General features: G+C 74.0%; 12 protein-coding genes. 10 read left to right on the forward strand and 2 right to left on the reverse strand.

What is annotated here, in order from left to right:
- Positions 1–268: 268 nt before the first annotated feature.
- Complete coding sequence (locus tag HUT16_RS23800; protein WP_176190117.1) at positions 269–1,486, reverse strand: nucleotide disphospho-sugar-binding domain-containing protein; 1,218 nt, start codon at positions 1,484–1,486, stop codon at positions 269–271.
- Positions 1,487–1,517: 31 nt separating this feature from the next.
- The gene (locus HUT16_RS23805; RefSeq protein WP_176190118.1) at positions 1,518–2,153 is read right to left on the reverse strand and encodes a dTDP-4-dehydrorhamnose 3,5-epimerase family protein; all 636 of its coding nucleotides are present in this window, start codon (positions 2,151–2,153) and stop codon (positions 1,518–1,520) included.
- 219 nt (positions 2,154–2,372) lie between these two features.
- Between HUT16_RS23805 and HUT16_RS23810 the strand changes: the two genes are divergently transcribed.
- The 10 genes from HUT16_RS23810 (at position 2,373) to serA (ending at position 16,896) form a co-directional block, all read left to right on the forward strand.
- Positions 2,373–3,317 (forward strand): NAD(P)-dependent oxidoreductase, encoded by a 945-nt coding sequence (locus HUT16_RS23810; protein ID WP_176190119.1) that lies wholly within the window; start codon positions 2,373–2,375, stop codon positions 3,315–3,317.
- Between the two features lie 150 nt (positions 3,318–3,467).
- Positions 3,468–4,229 carry an SDR family NAD(P)-dependent oxidoreductase gene (locus tag HUT16_RS23815; RefSeq protein WP_176190120.1) on the forward strand — a complete coding sequence of 254 codons (762 nt, stop codon included), beginning with the start codon at positions 3,468–3,470 and terminating at the stop codon, positions 4,227–4,229.
- Positions 4,230–4,408: 179 nt separating this feature from the next.
- Entirely contained in the window at positions 4,409–5,716 is a 1,308-nt protein-coding gene (gene rfbH, locus HUT16_RS23820) for a lipopolysaccharide biosynthesis protein RfbH (protein WP_176190121.1), read from the forward strand.
- An 11-nt stretch (positions 5,717–5,727) separates the two neighbouring features.
- Entirely contained in the window at positions 5,728–7,104 is a 1,377-nt protein-coding gene (locus HUT16_RS23825; protein WP_176190122.1) for an NDP-hexose 2,3-dehydratase family protein, read from the forward strand.
- On the forward strand, positions 7,097–8,113 hold the full coding sequence (locus HUT16_RS23830; RefSeq protein ID WP_176190123.1) for a Gfo/Idh/MocA family protein: 1,017 nt from the start codon (positions 7,097–7,099) through the stop codon (positions 8,111–8,113). Before HUT16_RS23825 ends, HUT16_RS23830 begins: the two co-directional genes overlap by 8 nt.
- Before the next feature lie 218 nt (positions 8,114–8,331).
- Positions 8,332–11,310, forward strand: a complete 2,979-nt coding sequence (locus tag HUT16_RS23835; protein WP_176190124.1) for a bifunctional diguanylate cyclase/phosphodiesterase — start codon at positions 8,332–8,334, stop codon at positions 11,308–11,310.
- Positions 11,311–11,583: 273 nt separating this feature from the next.
- Entirely contained in the window at positions 11,584–13,434 is a 1,851-nt protein-coding gene (locus HUT16_RS23840; protein WP_176190125.1) for an acetolactate synthase large subunit, read from the forward strand.
- Positions 13,435–13,458: 24 nt separating this feature from the next.
- Positions 13,459–13,983, forward strand: a complete 525-nt coding sequence (ilvN, locus tag HUT16_RS23845; RefSeq protein WP_176192841.1) for an acetolactate synthase small subunit — start codon at positions 13,459–13,461, stop codon at positions 13,981–13,983.
- 121 nt (positions 13,984–14,104) lie between these two features.
- Entirely contained in the window at positions 14,105–15,103 is a 999-nt protein-coding gene (gene ilvC / locus HUT16_RS23850) for a ketol-acid reductoisomerase (protein WP_111556140.1), read from the forward strand.
- A 212-nt stretch (positions 15,104–15,315) separates the two neighbouring features.
- Positions 15,316–16,896, forward strand: a complete 1,581-nt coding sequence (serA, locus tag HUT16_RS23855; protein ID WP_176190126.1) for a phosphoglycerate dehydrogenase — start codon at positions 15,316–15,318, stop codon at positions 16,894–16,896.
- Positions 16,897–17,149 lie beyond the last annotated feature (253 nt).

Here is a 17,149-nt window from a genome sequence, read left to right on the forward strand (position 1 = left end):
GCACCCGCACAGGCCCGGCACGCACCCGCACCGGCCACGCCCGCACTGGCCGTTGGCGCACCGGCCTTTCCCGCACCCGCCGTTGGCGCACCCGCACAGGCCCGGCACGCACCCGCACCGGCCACCCGCGCACCCGGCCACTCGCGTACCGGCCGCACCTGTACCCGCTGCTCCCGCACCGCCAGCCCCGGCCGTCCCCGTACCCGCCGCTGGCGCACCGGCCGCACCCGCCGTAGCCGCCGCTGGCGCTCTCGCACCGGCCCGGTGCTCACCCGGCCGCCGCGGCCTCCTCCAGCACCGCGACCCGGTCGGCCGGCGAGGGGTCGGCGAGCATCTCCTCGCGCAGCAGCGCCGCGGCCTTGCGGAACCGCGGCTCGCCCAGCAGTTCGGCGACGGCCGCGGCGATCCCCGCCGGGTCGTCCTGCCGCTCCGGCTCCGGGATCAGCCCGGCCCCGACCGCGGCCAGCCGCTCGCCGATCTCCGCCGCCACCGGCACCTGCGGCAGCACCAGTTGCGGCACCCCGACCGCGGCCGCGGTCAGGCCCGTCCCGGAGCCGCCGTGGTGTACCACCGCCGCGCAGGTCGGCAGCAGCGCCGCCATCGGCAGCGACTCGGCGACCCGGACCCGCTCCGGCAGCCCGGCGAACTGCCCGCCCTGGCCCGCGCCGACGGCGAGCACCACCTCGACGTCCAGCGAGGTGAGCGCCGCCAGGGTGCGGGTGAACAGCTCCGGCGGCCGGTCCGGGCGGATCTTGCCGCCGGACACCCCGGCGGTGACGCACACCCGCGGCGCGGAGCGCTCCGCGTGCAGCCACCCGGGCAGCAGCCCCGGCCCGTTGTACGGCACGTAGCGCACCGGCAGGCGGCGGCGCGGCGCCGGGTCGGGCAGCCGCAGCGGGGGCGGGCAGGGGTCGAACCAGGCGGACGGGCCGTGCTCCGGGTCCGCGCCGTACCGCTCGAACAGCTCCCGGTAGCCCGGCAGCAGCCGGTCCCCGGGCCCGGCGGCCTCGATCCGCATCACCGCGGCGGTGCCCCAGGTGTGCCCGAACGCCGGGACGCCCAGCACCGCGGCGGCCAGCGGCCCGGCGAAGGCCAGCGGGTCGTGCACGACCACGTCGGGTCGCCAGGCGCGGGCGAAGCCGACCAGGTCGTCGGCCATCGCCCCGGCCACCGCGAGCTGCTTGTCCAGCAGCGCGGCCAGCACCGTGCGGTGGCCGTCGTCCAGCAGCTCCGGGCGGGAGTTCCAGCCCTCCGGCCAGCGCACCGGGCTGCGCCAGGGCGCCAGGTCGGCCCGGTTCCTGATCTGGTCGACCGCGACGTCCCGGCCGACCGGCACCCCGATCAGCCCGGTCCCGGCCACCGCGGGCGCGCAGGCCGGCGGCACCGCCACCCGCACCTCGTGGCCGGCGGCCTGGCAGGCCCAGGCCAGCTGCACCAGGCTGTACAGGTGCCCCGGTTCGGCCCAGGTGGTGAACAGCACACGCATCTCGTTCCCTCTCTCCGCGTCCTCGCCGGCGCTAGCGCTGCCGCCGCTCCTGCTGCTGCCACTCCCGCCGCTGCCGCTCGTACAGCTCGCGGCACTCGTCGTAGCCGGACAGCACCCCGCGCCGGGCCAGTTCGGCCAGCGTCGGCGCCTTCAGGTCCTTGTCGGACAGCAGCGGCTCCCCGTCGAGCCAGCGCTCCCACGGCACGGCCAGCTCCGGGTCGAAGGGCTGGATGTCGAACTGGGTGCCGGGCACGAACTGGGTGGAGCACAGGTAGCTGATGCAGGCGTCGTCGGTCAGCGCGACGAAGCCGTGGGCCAGCCCCTCCGCCACGTACACGGCGGTGCCCTCGGCGGCGTCCAGGACGGTGGTGACGTGCGTGCCGTACGCGGGCGAGCCCGGCCGGACGTCCACCACCACGTCCAGCAGCCGGCCGCGCACGCAGCTGACGTACTTGGCCTGGCCCGGCGGGAAGGCGACGCCGTGCAGGCCGCGCAGCGTGTTGCGGGCGGAGGTCGAGTAGTTCACCTGCTGCGGGGTGAACAGGTGGCCGGTCGCCGCCGCCAGCTCGTCGCGTTTGTACGACTCGAAGAAGTTGCCCCGGGAGTCGGGGCGCAGACGCGGTGTGATCCGGTAGGCGTCGGGCACCGCGGTTGGTTGTATCCCCATGGCCGCGGACTGTAAGAAGCCGAACTAGAGCACCGGTAGGGCGCGCCGGGCCGACCCCCGGGGCGTCGACCGGGACTCTAGCCGCCTGTCCCACCATGCGCCGTGACCACGAGGGGAGCACGCGGCGCGAGCCGTGCGCCGATGCAGACGGAGGTGCCGAGGGTGTCCCAGTCCGAGGTGTGGAGAGCGGGCCGACCAGCGGCCGCTGAGGGAAGGTCCGTGGTGGTGCTCGGGGCCACCGGCTTCGTCGGCCGCCAGGTCTGCCGGGCCTACGCCGAGGCCGGGGCCCGGGTGCACGGCGTCGCCCGCGGCGCCCGCGCGGGGGAGCCCGAGTTCACGCCCGTCCGGCTGGACCTGGCCGGCTGCACCGCCGGGCACCTGGCCGGGGTGCTGCGCGACGCGGGCGCCGACGTGGTGGTGAACGCGGCCGGCGGGGTCTGGGGCGTCACCGAGCGGGAGATGGTGCTGGCCAACGCCGAGCTGCCCGCGCTGCTGGCCGCCGCGGCCCGCCTGCTCCCCGGCCGCCCCCGGGTGGTGCACCTCGGCTCGGTCCACGAGTACGGGCCGGTCCCGCCCGGCATCGCCATCCCCGAGGACCGCCCGCCCGCCCCGGTCACCCCGTACGGGCGCACCAAGCTGCTCGGCACCGAGGCGGTCCTGGCGGCCGCCCGCGACCACGGGCTGGACGGCGTGGTGCTCCGGGTGGTCAACGTCTCCGGCCCGGGCACCCCGGCCGGCAGCCTGCTGGGCATGATCGCCGCGCACCTGGCCCGGCTGGTCGACCCCGGCGCCGAGCCGCCGGCCCCGCTGCGGCTCACCCCGCTGCGGGCCCGGCGCGACTTCGTCGACGTCCGGGACGTCGCGGACGCCGCGGTGGCCGCCGGGCTGGCCCGGCCCGGGGGAGGGTTGGCCGGCGAGGTGTTCAACGTCGGCCGCGGCGAGGCCGTCCCGGTGCGCGGCCTGGTCGACCGGCTGATCGAGCTCAGCGGCCTGCCGGTGGACGTCCTGGAGGAGACCGACGCCACCCCGCAGCGCGGCGCCGTGGACTGGCAGCGGGTCGACATCGGCAAGGCCGCCCGGATGCTCGGCTGGCACCCGGTGCGCGACCTGGACACCTCGCTGCGCGACCTGCTCGACCCGGTGGTCCCGGTGGCCGCCCGCTGACGCCCCGGCCCGCCCCGGCGCGGGCCGAGCGCACCTCTAGCCGCCCGCAGGACGGTGGTCCGGCCGCCCGCGGGTCGTGCCGGGGCCCGGCGGCCGGGACGCGCCCGCAGCGGGCGCGGCCGACCGAGCCCGGCCGCGCGGAGGAGTGGCATGGACCTGGGACTGCGGGACCGCACCGTACTGGTGACCGGGGCGACCGGCGGCATCGGCCGCGCGGTGGCCCGGGCGTACGCCGCCGAGGGGGCCAGGGTCGCGGTGGCCTACCGCTCCGGGCGGGAGGAGGCCGAGAAGCTGGCCGCCGAGCTCGGCGCCGCCGACGACCGGGCCTTCGCGCTGCCCTACGACCTGGAGGACCCGGCCTCGCCCGGCCGGGCCGTCGCCGCCGTGGCGGAGCGCTGGGGCGCGCTGGACGTGCTGGTGGCGAGCGCCGTCCGCTGGGGCCGGCGCCGCACCCCCGGCACCCCGTTCGAGGAGGTGCCGGAGGAGGACTGGCTGCCGGTGGTGCAGCAGAACCTGGCGCCGACCATCCGCACCGTGCAGGGCGCGGTGGCCGGGATGCGGGCCCGCGGCTGGGGCCGGATCGTGCTGATCTCCTCGCACAACGCGCTCGGCGGCAACCGCGGCCAGGAGTTCTACGGCGCCGCGAAGGCCGGCCTGCACGGCCTGGCCCGCAGCCTGATGTGGGACCTGACCGGCACCGACGTGCTGGTCAACGTGGTCTGCCCGGGCCTGACCACCACCGACCGGGTGGTCACCGGCCTGCCCGAGCCGGTCCGCACCCGGGAGAGCGCCGCCACCCCGAGCGGCCGGCTCAGCACCCCGGAGGAGGTCGCCCGGGCGGTGCTGTACCTGGGCTCGGCCGCCAACGGCAACGTCACCGGCGAGTCCCTGACGGTGGCCGGCGGCCGCTGACCGGCCGCTGCCCGGCCGCTGACCTGCTGCCGACCGGCCCCGACGGCCTCGCCCGGCAGGGCCGTCCGCCCCACCGGGCGCCGCCGACCGCCCGTCGAGTCCGGCTCCAGCAGCCGCCCGCAAGCTGGACCGGACCGGCGAGAAGCCCGAACGGACGTCCGATCAGAAGGAGAGCGGCGATGAGCGTGCACAAGGAGCTCGTCCTCGACGAGGTTCGCAAGTTCCATCAGGAGCAGGAACAGGCGCGCGGTGAGTTCGTGCCCGGCGTCACCGAGATCTGGCCGTCCGGCGCGGTGCTGGACGAGGAGGACCGGGTCGCCCTGGTCGAGGCCGCACTGACCATGCGGATCGCCGCCGGACCGAGCTCCCGCAAGTTCGAGTCCGCGTTCGCCAAGCGGCTGGGGCGGCGCAAGGCCCACCTGACCAACTCGGGATCCTCCGCGAACCTGCTGGCGGTCTCCGCCCTGTGCCAGCCCGAACTCGGCGACAAGGCGCTCAAGCCGGGCGACGAGGTGATCACCGTCGCGGCGGGCTTCCCCACCACCGTCAACCCGATCCTGCAGAACGGGCTGATCCCGGTCTTCGTGGACGTGGAACTCGGCACCTACAACACCACCGCCGAGCGGGTGGCCGCCGCGATCGGCCCCAAGACCCGGGCGATCATCATCGCGCACGCCCTCGGCAACCCGTTCGAGGTCGGCGAGGTCGCCCAGCTCGCCAAGGAGCACGGCCTCTACCTGATCGAGGACGACTGCGACGCGGTCGGCGCCACCTACGACGGCAAGCCCACCGGCACCTTCGGCGACCTGACCACGGTCAGCTTCTACCCGGCGCACCACCTCACCATGGGCGAGGGCGGCTGCGTGCTGACCTCCAACCTGGCCCTGGCCCGGATCGTGGAGTCGCTGCGCGACTGGGGCCGGGACTGCTGGTGCGAACCCGGCGTGAACAACACCTGCTTCAAGCGGTTCGAGTACCAGCTGGGCGACCTGCCGGCCGGCTACGACCACAAGTACATCTTCTCCCACGTCGGTTACAACCTGAAGGGCACCGACATCCAGGCCGCCCTCGGCCTCAGCCAGCTCGCCAAGCTCGACGGCTTCATCGCCGCCCGCCGCCGCAACTGGCGCCGGCTGCGCGAGGGCCTGGACGGCGTGCCCGGCCTGCTGCTCCCGGAGCCGACGCAGAAGTCCGACCCGAGCTGGTTCGGCTTCGTCATCACCGTCAAGCCGGACGCCCCGTTCACCCGCGCCGCGCTGGTCGACTTCCTGGAGGGCCGGAAGATCGGCACCCGCCGCCTGTTCGCCGGCAACCTCACCCGGCAGCCCGCCTACATCGGCCGGCCGCACCGGATCGTCGGCGACCTGACCAACAGCGACATCATCACCGAGCACACCTTCTGGGTGGGCGTGTACCCCGGCCTGAGCGATGCCCAGCTCGACTACATCGTCGAGTCGGTCCGCGAGTTCGTCGCCAAGAACAGCTGAGGAGCAGTCAGATGTCCGCACCGGACGCCCCGGCGCCCTCCGCCGGACCCCGCGAGGACCCCGGCCCCGCGGCCCGGATCGCCCGCTCCGCCGCCGCCCGCCAGGGCGCCCGGCTGAGCACCGAGCAGTTCGCCACGTGGCTGGCCGGGCGCGGCCGGGCCAACGACTTCAAGGTCGAGAAGATCCCGTTCGCCGACCTGGTCGGCTGGTCGTTCGCCCCGGACACCGGCAACCTGGTGCACCGCAGCGGCCGCTTCTTCTCGGTCGAGGGCCTGCACGTCACCGTCGACGACGGCCCCTACCGGGAGTGGCACCAGCCGATCATCAAGCAGCCCGAGGTCGGCATCCTCGGCATCCTGGTCAAGGAGTTCGACGGCGTCCTGCACTGCCTGATGCAGGCCAAGATGGAGCCCGGCAACCGCAACCTGCTCCAGCTCTCGCCCACCGTCCAGGCCACCCGCAGCAACTACACCAAGGTGCACCGGGGCGCGGACGTGAAGTACATCGAGTACTTCACCGGCGGCCGCCCCCGCCGGGTGCTGGCCGACGTGCTGCAGTCCGAGCACGGCTCCTGGTTCTTCCACAAGAGCAACCGCAACATGATCGTCGAGGCGCTGGACGACGTCCCGGAGGACGACGACTTCTGCTGGCTGACCTTCGGCCAGATCGCCGAACTGCTGCGCCGCGACAACGTGGTCAACATGGACTCCCGCACCGTGCTGTCCTGCGCCCCGGTCGAGGACGCCGGGGGCCGGGCCCTGCACTCCGACACCGAACTGCTGTCCTGGTTCACCGGGCAGCGCTCCCGCTACGACATCCGGGCCGAGCGCGTCCCGCTGGCCGGCCTGCCCGGCTGGAAGCAGGGCGAGGAGAGCATCGACCACGAGCAGGGCCGGTTCTTCAAGGTGGTCGCCGTCAACGTGACGGCCGGCAGCCGCGAGGTCACCAGCTGGACGCAGCCGCTGATCGAACCGGTCGGCCCCGGCGTCGCCGCCTTCCTCACCCGGGAGATCGACGGCGTCCGGCACGTGCTGGCCCACGCCAAGGTCGAGGGCGGCTTCCTGGACGCGGTGGAGCTCGCCCCCACCGTCCAGTGCACCCCCGGCAACCACGCGCACCGGCCGCCCTTCCTCGACCTGGTGCTGGACGCCGCCCCCGAGCAGGTCCGCTACCGGGCCGTGCACTCCGAGGAGGGCGGGCGCTTCCTGCACGCCGAGGCCGACTACCTGATCGTCGAGGTCGGCGACCGGGTGCCGCTCCGGGAGCCCGAGGGCTACGCCTGGGTGACGCCCGGCCAGCTCTCCGCGCTGGTCCGGCACGGCCACTACGTCAACGTCCAGGCCCGCACCCTGCTGGCCGTGCTGAACGGCCCCGGCGGCGATGGCTGAGCCGCTGCGGATCGGCGTGCCGGGCTGCGCGGATCTCCGCGCAGCCCGGCCTCCCCTGCGGATCGGCGTGCTGGGCTGCGCGGAGATCGCCCGGCGGCGGATGCTGCCCGCGATCGCCGCGCGGCCCGGCCTGCGGCTGGCCGCCGTCGCCAGCCGGGACGCGGAGCGCGCCGCCCCGCTCGCCGCCCAGTACGGCGCCCGGGCGGTGGCCGGCTACCGCGCCCTGGTCGAGGACCCCGGCGTCGACGCGGTGTACGTGCCGCTGCCGATCGCCCTGCACGCCGAGTGGGCGGCCGCCGCGCTGGCGGCCGGCAAGCACGTGCTCGCCGAGAAGCCGCTCACCGCCGACCCGGCCGCCACCGCCGCCCTCCAGCGGCAGGCCGAGCGGGCCGGGCTGGTGCTGCGGGAGAACGTGATGTTCGTCCACCACCCCGCGCACGAGCGGGTCCGCGGCCTGCTCGCGGACGGCGCGATCGGCGAACTGCGGGCCTTCTCCGCCGCGTTCGCGATCCCCGGGCTGCCGCCCACCGACATCCGGCACCGGCCCGAACTCGGCGGCGGCGCCCTGCTCGACGTCGGCTACTACCCCGTCCGGGCCGCCCTGCACTTCCTCGGCCCCCGCCTCACCGTGGCCGGCGCCGTCCTGCACCGCGGCGCCGGCAGCGCGGTCGACACCTCCGGCGCGGCCCTGCTGCGCACCCCCGACGGGGTGTCCGCGCAGCTGGCCTTCGGCATGGAGCACGCCTACCGCAGCAGCTACGAACTGTGGGGGAGCACCGGCCGGATCCGGGTCGAACGGGCCTTCACCCCGCCCGCCGACCAGGCCCCCACCGTCCTGCTGGAACGCGGCGGGGAGAGCGAGCGGATCGCCCTCGAACCGGCCGACCAGGTCGACGCCGCGCTCGCCGCGTTCGCCGCCGCCGTCGCCGCCCGGGACACCGCCGCCGACCCGCTGATCCGCCGTCAGGCCGAGCTGCTCCGGGAGGTGCGCGAGGCCGCCGCCCACTGACCCCGCCGCCCCCCGCCGCCTCCCGGCCCGCCGCCCCGCCGCGCCGCCTCCCCGTCCCCCCGGCCTGAGCCGAACGGGCGATCCCGGCCCCAACCCGCTTCGCGCCACCTGCGGTTCATTACTCTAAGTTGAGAGTGCGTGCCAGTGCGTGACCGCAGTGGTGTAGGGTCCGAAGCGGGAACACCGGTACGGCCGATGGCCGGAGGGGGAGATGTCGATTGAACTCCACCGAGTCGGTGCCGCCTGCCCGAGCCCCGTTCCGCCGGGTCACCGCCGTCCTGCTCGCGGTGCTCTGCACCGGGTACGCCGCCGGCGCCGCCGTCGGCTGGGGGTCGAGCGAACTCGCGCTGGTGATGGGGGACTTCGGTCTCGCCGGGGCGGCCCTCGCGGCCGCCCTGTCCTGTCTGGCGCACGGCGTCGCGGTGGGGGGCCACACCCGGCCGGCCTGGCTGCTGTTCGGCCTGTCCTCCGCCATGGTCGCCTTCGGCAACGGCGCCTGGGGCTGGTACGAGGTGGTGCTCCGGCAGCCGCTGCCCCCGGACTCCTACGCCGACTACGCCTTCCTGCTGTTCGCCCCGCTGGCCATCACCGGCCTGCTGGTGCTGGCCCAGCGCCCGCACACCCCGGCGGGCTGGCTCTGCCTGCTGCTGGACGGCTGGCTGGTGGCCGGCTCGCTGTTCACGCTCAGCTGGAGCCTGGCCCTGGGCCGGGTCGCGGCCGGCGACGGCGACGACCCGCTGAAGCTCGCCCTCGCCCTCGGCTACCCGGTGCTGGACATCCTGCTGGTCAGCCTGGTGGTCGGCCTGCGCTTCCGCGGCCGGGACGGCAACCGGACGGCCGTGCACACCGCGATGATCGGCCTGGCGCTGACCGTGGTCTGCGACGCGCTGTTCACCACCCCGCAGTTCCACAGCGACTACCACTCCGGCGAACTGCTGGACGCCGGCTGGTTCGCCGGCTCGCTGCTGCTCGCCTGGGCCCCCTGGCAGCACCGCCGCCGCCCGTCCCGCGAGCACCCCTCCGCGCAGGGCTCGCCGCGCCGCCGGGTGGCGTCCACGTTCAGCGCGCTCACCCCGTACGCGGCCGCCGCGGTCTGCACCGCCGGCATCCTCTACAACGCGCTCGGCGGCCGCCCGCTGGACCGGGTGATGCTGGCCGCCGCCAGCACCGTCGGCCTGGCGCTGATCGTTCGGCAGGGCGTGATGCTGCTGGACAACCTCTCGCTGGCCCAGGAACTCGCCACCAAGGAGGCGCACTTCCGCTCCCTGGTGCAGGGCTCCAGCGACGTCATCATGATCGCCGGGCCGTCCGGGGCGCTGTCCTACGTCAGCCCCGCCGCCCTGCGGGTCTACAACCGGGACCCGGAGGACCTGGTCGGCGGCAACCTGCTCAACCTGGTCCACCCCGAGGACGTCGACCGGGTGCTGGCCGAGGTCCGCCGCATCCTGGCCCGCACCCGGGGCGCCCGGTTCAGCAACGGCGAGCCCTCCGCCCGGGTCGAGTGCCGGATCCGCTCCGGCGAGGGGGAGTGGCTGCACGTGGAGTCCACCGTCAACCCCTACCGGGACGGCCTGATCCTCAACAGCCGGGACATCACCGAACGCGTCCGCCTCCAGGCCCAGTTGCAGCACAACGCGTTCCACGACCCGCTCACCGACCTGCCCAACCGGGCGCTGTTCGCCCACCGCGTCCGGGCCGCGCTCTCCGCCCGGGGCCCGGCCGGCACCGCCGTCGCCGTGCTCTTCCTCGACCTGGACGGCTTCAAGGCGGTCAACGACACCGCCGGGCACCAGGTCGGCGACGAACTGCTGGTGCAGGCCGCCCGCCGGCTCCAGGCCGCCGTCCGCAGCGAGGACACCGTGGCCCGGTTCGGCGGCGACGAGTTCGCCGTCCTGGTGCGCGGCCGGCTCGGCCACCCGCAGGTCCGGGACCTGGCCGAGCGCATCCGCGGCGCGCTCTCCGAGCCGTACTGGATCGGCGGCGCCGAACTCGGCGTCGCCGCCTCGATCGGCATCGCCTTCGGCCCCGACACCCCGCCGCCGGTGCCCGAACCCGCCCCCGCCGGGCCCGAGCACGCCGGCGCCGAACCCGACCGGTCCGCCGCCGGGGCCGCCGCCGACGAACTGCTGCGCGACGCCGACCTGGCGATGTACCAGGCGAAGTCCCGCGGCAAGGGCCGGGTGGTGCTCTACACCCCGGCGATGCGGGCCGAGATCGACCGCCGCGGCGAACTGGAGGAGCGGCTGCGGGCCGCCGTCCGGGAGGGCGCCTTCACCCTGCTGCACCAGCCCGTGGTCGAACTGGCCGGCGGCCGGCTCACCGGCGTCGAGGCCCAGGCCCGCTGGCGCTCGGCCGGCGGACTGCTGCTCACCCCCGCCGAGTTCCTGCGCACCGCCGACTCCGGCGACGCCGCCACCCGCTTCACCCGCTGGCTGCTCACCGAGGCCGTCGCCGCCGCCGCCCGCCGCCGCGCCGACGGCCCGGCCGCCCCGCCCGTCCCGGTCGCCGTCCGGCTCGCCGCCGAACGGATCTGCGCCCCCGGCCTGTACGAGACGCTGGCCGGCGCGCTGCGCGACACCGGGCTGCCGCCGGAACTGCTGGTCGTCGAGGTCGCCCGGACCTGCCCGGACGAGCTGGCCGACGAGCTCGGCCGCCGGCTCGCCGCGCTGCGCCGCCTCGGGGTGTCCACCGCGCTCGCCGGGTTCGGCGCCGGGGCCGGCTCGCTCGGCGCCCTCGCCCGGCTGCCCTTCGACGCGCTCAAGCTCGACCGCAGCCTGGTGCAGGACATCGCCGACTCCGCCCTCACCCGCGCCCTGGCCGGCCACGCCCTGCGGCTGGGCCGCGACCTCGGCCTCGTCACCGCCGCCGACGGCGTCGACCACCCCCGGCAGGTCGCCGTCCTCCAGGAGCTCGGCTGCCGGCGCGGCCAGGGCCTGGCCTTCGACCGCCCGCTGGACGAACTGCGGCTGCGCCGCGCCCTGCTGCGCCGCGGCTACCCGGTGCCGCGCCAGCCCCAGCCGCCGACCGGCCCGGGCCGCCGCCCGCTGCTCACCCCGGACCCGCGAACGGGTGGTCTGGCCGAGGCCGCCACCGCCCGCCCCGGCCCGCCGCACACCGGCCTCGACCTGCCGCAACGGCACGTGGTGGGCGGTCCGAGCAGCGGCCCGCATGGTGAGACGGCGGTCCCACCAGCTTGACACCCGCCACTGCGTGGGAGGAAGGTCGATGCCATGACCACCCGAATTCTCGTACTTGGCGGGCGCGTCGGCTGACACCGGCCCGACGCGCCTCCCCCTCGCATGCCCTTGGCACGAGGGGTTTTTTGTTGCACGAATGCTGGTGGGCCATCGCACCACAACTGGCCTCGACCACCTGAAATCCGGACGATTGAGGCAGAGCCGGAGACCGGCCGGGACCGTTCGCCGCCCGGACCGGCACCCCCCGAGCAGAACCCGAGAAGAGACAGGCAGATGACTGAGCACGCCGCAACCCCCCGCCGCGGGGACCACCCGGCCGCCCACGCTCCGGGTCCCCAGACCACCGAGACCATGACCGGCGCGCAGTCGCTCATCCGCTCGCTCGAAGCCGTGGGCGCCGACACCGTGTTCGGCATCCCCGGCGGTGCGATCCTCCCCGCGTACGACCCGCTGATGGACTCCACCAAGGTCCGCCACATCCTGGTCCGCCACGAGCAGGGCGCCGGCCACGCCGCGACCGGCTACGCGCAGGCCACCGGCCGGGTCGGCGTCTGCATGGCCACCTCGGGCCCCGGCGCGACCAACCTGGTCACCCCGATCGCCGACGCGTACATGGACTCGGTGCCGATGGTCGCGATCACCGGCCAGGTCGCCTCCAAGGCGATCGGCACGGACGCCTTCCAGGAGGCGGACATCTGCGGCATCACCATGCCGATCACCAAGCACAACTACCTGGTGACCGACCCGGCCGAGATCCCCCGGGTGATCGCCGAGGCCTTCCACATCGCCGCCACCGGCCGCCCCGGCCCGGTCCTGGTCGACATCGCCAAGGACGCCCTGCAGGCGCAGACCGTCTTCCGCTGGCCGGTCGAGGCCTCGCTGCCCGGCTACCGCCCGGTCACCAAGCCGCACGCCAAGCAGATCCGCGAGGCCGCCAAGCTGCTGGTGAACGCCAAGCGCCCGGTGCTGTACGTCGGCGGCGGCGTGCTCAAGGCCAACGCCGGCGCCGAGCTGCGCATCCTGGCCGAGCTGACCGGCGCGCCCGTGGTCACCACCCTGATGGCGATCGGCGTCTTCCCGGACAGCCACCCGCAGCACCTGGGCATGCCCGGCATGCACGGCTCCGTCCCCGCCGTCACCGCGCTGCAGAAGAGCGACCTGCTGTTCACCCTGGGCGCCCGCTTCGACGACCGGGTCACCGGCAAGCTCGACTCCTTCGCCCCGAACGCCAAGGTCGTGCACGCCGACATCGACCCCGCCGAGATCGGCAAGAACCGCCCGGCGGACGTCCCGATCGTCGGTGACGCCCGCGAGGTGCTGGCCGACCTGATCGTCGCCGTCCAGGCCGAGTTCGACGCCGGCCACCGCGGCGACTACACCGAGTGGTGGACCCGGCTCAACGACTGGAAGAAGACCTACCCGGTCGGCTACGAGCCCGCCCCCGAGGGGCAGCTGTCGCCCCAGCAGGTGATCGAGCGGATCGGCCAGCTGGTCGGCCCGGACGCGATCTACGCCGCGGGCGTCGGCCAGCACCAGATGTGGGCCAGCCAGTTCATCCGGTTCGAGAAGCCGGCCACCTGGCTGAACTCCGGCGGCGCCGGGACGATGGGCTACGCCGTCCCCGCCGCGATGGGCGCCAAGGCCGGCAAGCCGGACGTGCCGGTCTGGGCGATCGACGGCGACGGCTGCTTCCAGATGACCAACCAGGAACTGACCACCTGCACCCTGAACAACCTGCCGATCAAGGTCGCGGTCATCAACAACGGCTCGCTGGGCATGGTCCGCCAGTGGCAGACGCTGTTCTACAACCAGCGCTACTCCAACACCGTGCTGCACTCGGGCCCGGGCCACGACGGCATCGAGCCGCCCGCCCAGGGCACCCGGATCCCGGACTTCGTGCTGCTCTCCGAGGCGATGGGCGCGGTCGGCCTGCGCTGCGAGCGCCCCGAGGACCTGGACGACGTGATCAAGCAGGCGATGGAGATCAACGACCGGCCGGTGGTCATCGACTTCATCGTGCACCAGGACGCGATGGTCTGGCCGATGGTCGCGGCAGGCACCAGCAACGACGAGATCCAGTTCGCCCGGGGCGCGCGCCCCGACTTCGGCGACGACCTGGACTGACGGACCCAGAAAGCGATGACCACCATGTCCAAGCACACCCTGTCCGTCCTGGTCGAGAACAAGCCCGGCGTGCTCGCCCGGATCGCCGCGCTGTTCTCCCGCCGGGGCTTCAACATCGACTCGCTCGCGGTCGGCCCGACCGAGCACCCCGACATCTCCCGGATGACCATCGTGGTCAACGTCGAGGAGCTGCCGCTGGAGCAGGTCACCAAGCAGCTCAACAAGCTGGTCAACGTGATCAAGATCGTCGAGCTGGACCAGTCCCAGGCCGTCCAGCGCGAGCTGGTCCTGGTCAAGGTCCGGGCCGACGCGGAGAGCCGCTCCCAGGTCACCGAGATCGTCCAGCTGTTCCGCGCCAAGACCGTCGACGTGTCGCCCGACGCGGTGACCATCGAGGCCACCGGCTCCTCCGACAAGCTGGAGGCCATGCTGCGGATGCTGGAGCCGTACGGCATCAAGGAGTTGGTGCAGTCCGGCCTGGTCGCGATCGGCCGCGGCGCCCGGTCCATCACCGACCGCTCGCTGCGCGCGCTGGAGCGCTCCGCCTGACCCGGTCCGCTCCGGTCCGCCGACGCGGCCGTCCCACAACCTGAGCACTGCCATCGAAGTCCGCCGGGTGCGCCTACGGTAGGAACCCCGGCATCACCATCACGCAAGGAGATGTGCCCCCGTGGCCGAGCTGTTCTACGAAGACGACGCCGACCTGTCCATCATCCAGGGCCGCAAGGTCGCGGTCATCGGCTACGGCAGCCAGGGCCACGCCCACGCGCTGTCGCTGCGCGACTCGGGCGTGGACGTCCGCGTCGGCCTGCTGGAGGGCTCGAAGTCCCGCGCCGCCGCCCAGGAGGCCGGCCTGCGCGTGGTCACCCCGTCCGAGGCCGCGGCCGAGGCCGACGTCATCATGATCCTGGTTCCGGACCCGATCCAGGCCGACGTCTACAAGGACGCGATCGAGCCGAACCTGAAGGCGGGCGACGCCCTGTTCTTCGGCCACGGCCTGAACATCCGCTTCGGCTTCATCCAGCCGCCGGCCGACGTCGACGTCTGCATGGTCGCCCCGAAGGGCCCGGGCCACCTGGTCCGCCGCCAGTACCAGGAGGGCCGCGGCGTCCCCTGCATCGTGGCCGTCGAGCAGGACGCCACCGGCAAGGCCTTCGACCTGGCGCTGTCCTACGCCAAGGGCATCGGCGGCACCAAGGCCGGCGTCATCAAGACCACCTTCACCGAGGAGACCGAGACCGACCTGTTCGGCGAGCAGGCCGTCCTGTGCGGCGGCACCGCCGCCCTGGTGAAGGCCGGCTTCGAGACCCTGGTCGAGGCGGGCTACCAGCCCGAGATCGCCTACTTCGAGTGCCTGCACGAGCTGAAGCTCATCGTCGACCTGATGTACGAGGGCGGCCTGGAGAAGATGCGCTGGTCGGTCTCCGAGACCGCCGAGTGGGGCGACTACGTGACCGGCCCCCGCATCATCACCGCCGACACCAAGGCCGAGATGAAGAAGGTCCTCGCCGAGATCCAGGACGGCACCTTCGCCAACACCTGGATCGCCGAGTACAAGGCCGGCCTGCCGAAGTACAACGAGTACAAGAACGCGGACGGCGAGCACCTGCTGGAGACCACCGGCAAGAAGCTGCGCAAGCTGATGAGCTGGGTGGACCAGGAGGCCTGAGCCCTCCCGTCCCGGTTGTACAACAAGGCTGCTCCCGTCCGGGTGATTTCGCCGGACGGGAGCAGTCCCCGCACCACCCCGCCGATAGACTCCGAACCACGCGTCAGGCCCACAGCGTCGTGCGTCTAGCCACGCGACATGCCACCTTCTCCCCGCCCTGTGCGCGCCACTCCGTGCGGCGGGGTGGACCGGACAGTTAAGGACACACTGTCGTGAGCAAATCTGTCGTACTGATCGCCGAAGAGCTGTCGCCCGCCACCGTCGACGCGCTGGGCCCCGACTTCGAGATCCGCCACTGCAACGGCGCCGACCGCGCCGAGCTGCTGACCGCGATCGCCGACGTCGACGCCATCCTGATCCGCTCCGCCACCAAGGTGGACGCGGAGGCGCTGGCCGCCGCCAAGAAGCTCAAGGTCGTCGCCCGGGCCGGCGTCGGCCTGGACAACGTGGACGTCGCCGCCTCCACCAAGGCCGGCGTGATGGTCGTCAACGCGCCGACCTCCAACATCGTCACCGCCGCCGAGCTGGCCTGCGGCCTGCTGATCTCGGTCGCCCGCAACATCGCCCCCGCCAACGCCGCGCTCAAGGGCGGCGAGTGGAAGCGCAACAAGTACACCGGCGTCGAGCTGAGCGAGAAGGTGCTCGGCGTGGTCGGCCTCGGCCGGATCGGCGTGCTGGTCGCGCAGCGGATGTCCGCGTTCGGCATGAAGATCGTCGCCTACGACCCCTACATCCAGGCCGCCCGCGCGGCCCAGATGGGCGTCAAGCTGCTCTCCCTGGAGGAGCTGCTGGAGGTCTCGGACTTCATCACCGTCCACCTCCCGAAGACCCCGGAGACCGTCGGCCTGATCGGCGACGAGGCGCTGCACAAGGTCAAGCCGACCGTGCGGATCGTCAACGCCGCCCGCGGCGGCATCGTCGACGAGGAGGCGCTGGTCCGGGCGCTCCAGGAGGGCCGGGTCGCCGGCGCCGGCCTGGACGTCTACGCCAAGGAGCCGTGCACCGACTCCCCGCTGTTCGCCTTCGACAACGTGGTCGCCACCCCGCACCTGGGCGCCTCCACCGACGAGGCGCAGGAGAAGGCCGGCATCGCGGTCGCCAGGTCGGTGCGCCTGGCGCTGGCCGGCGAGCTGGTGCCGGACGCGGTCAACGTCCAGGGCGGCGTGATCGCCGAGGACGTGCGCCCGGGCCTGCCGCTGGCCGAGAAGCTCGGCCGGATCTTCACCGCGCTGGCCGGCGAGGTCGCCGTCCGCCTGGACGTCGAGGTCCGCGGCGAGATCACCCAGCACGACGTCAAGGTGCTCGAACTGTCCGCCCTCAAGGGCGTGTTCGAGGACGTGGTGGCCGAGACGGTGTCCTACGTCAACGCCCCGCTGTTCGCCCAGGAGCGCGGCGTCGAGGTGCGGCTGACCACCTCCAGCGAGTCGCCCGAGCACCGCAACGTGATCACCGTCCGCGGCACCCTGGCCGACGGCGGCGAGGTGTCGATCTCCGGCACCCTGTCCGGCCCGAAGCAGACCCAGAAGATCGTCGGCGTGGACGGCTTCGACGTCGACGTGGCGCTCACCGACCACATGGCGTTCTTCCACTACGAGGACCGCCCCGGCGTGGTCGGCACCCTCGGCCGGATCCTCGGCGACGCGGGCATCAACATCGCGGGCATGCAGGTCGCCCGGGACGGTGACAACGCGCTGGCCTCGATCACCGTGGACAGCGAGGTCTCCCAGGAGGTGCTGGCCGAGATCGCGGCCGCGATCGGCGCCCGGTTCTCCCGCTCGGTGAACCTGGGCTGACGCCCCCCGCACCACCGCGACGGCCCTTCCGACCTTGAGGCGGAAGGGCCGTTCGCATGCCCGCGAGCGAAACCCGTCTCAGATACTAGGAAATCCAAGTAAATCTGCTGACCTCACGCCCTCTGCGTCGTACCGTGGAGTAGTCCTACGGTGAGCCACCCCCGTCACGACGGGGAGCCAGGCCCGCGGGGCCCGTACGCGGTGCGGCAGGCGACCCCTGCTCGGCGTACCTCCGCTCGTCCCTCCAGCGCGC

Origin of the sequence: Kitasatospora sp. NA04385 (assembly GCF_013364235.1) — a bacterium.
GTDB lineage: Bacteria > Actinomycetota > Actinomycetes > Streptomycetales > Streptomycetaceae > Kitasatospora.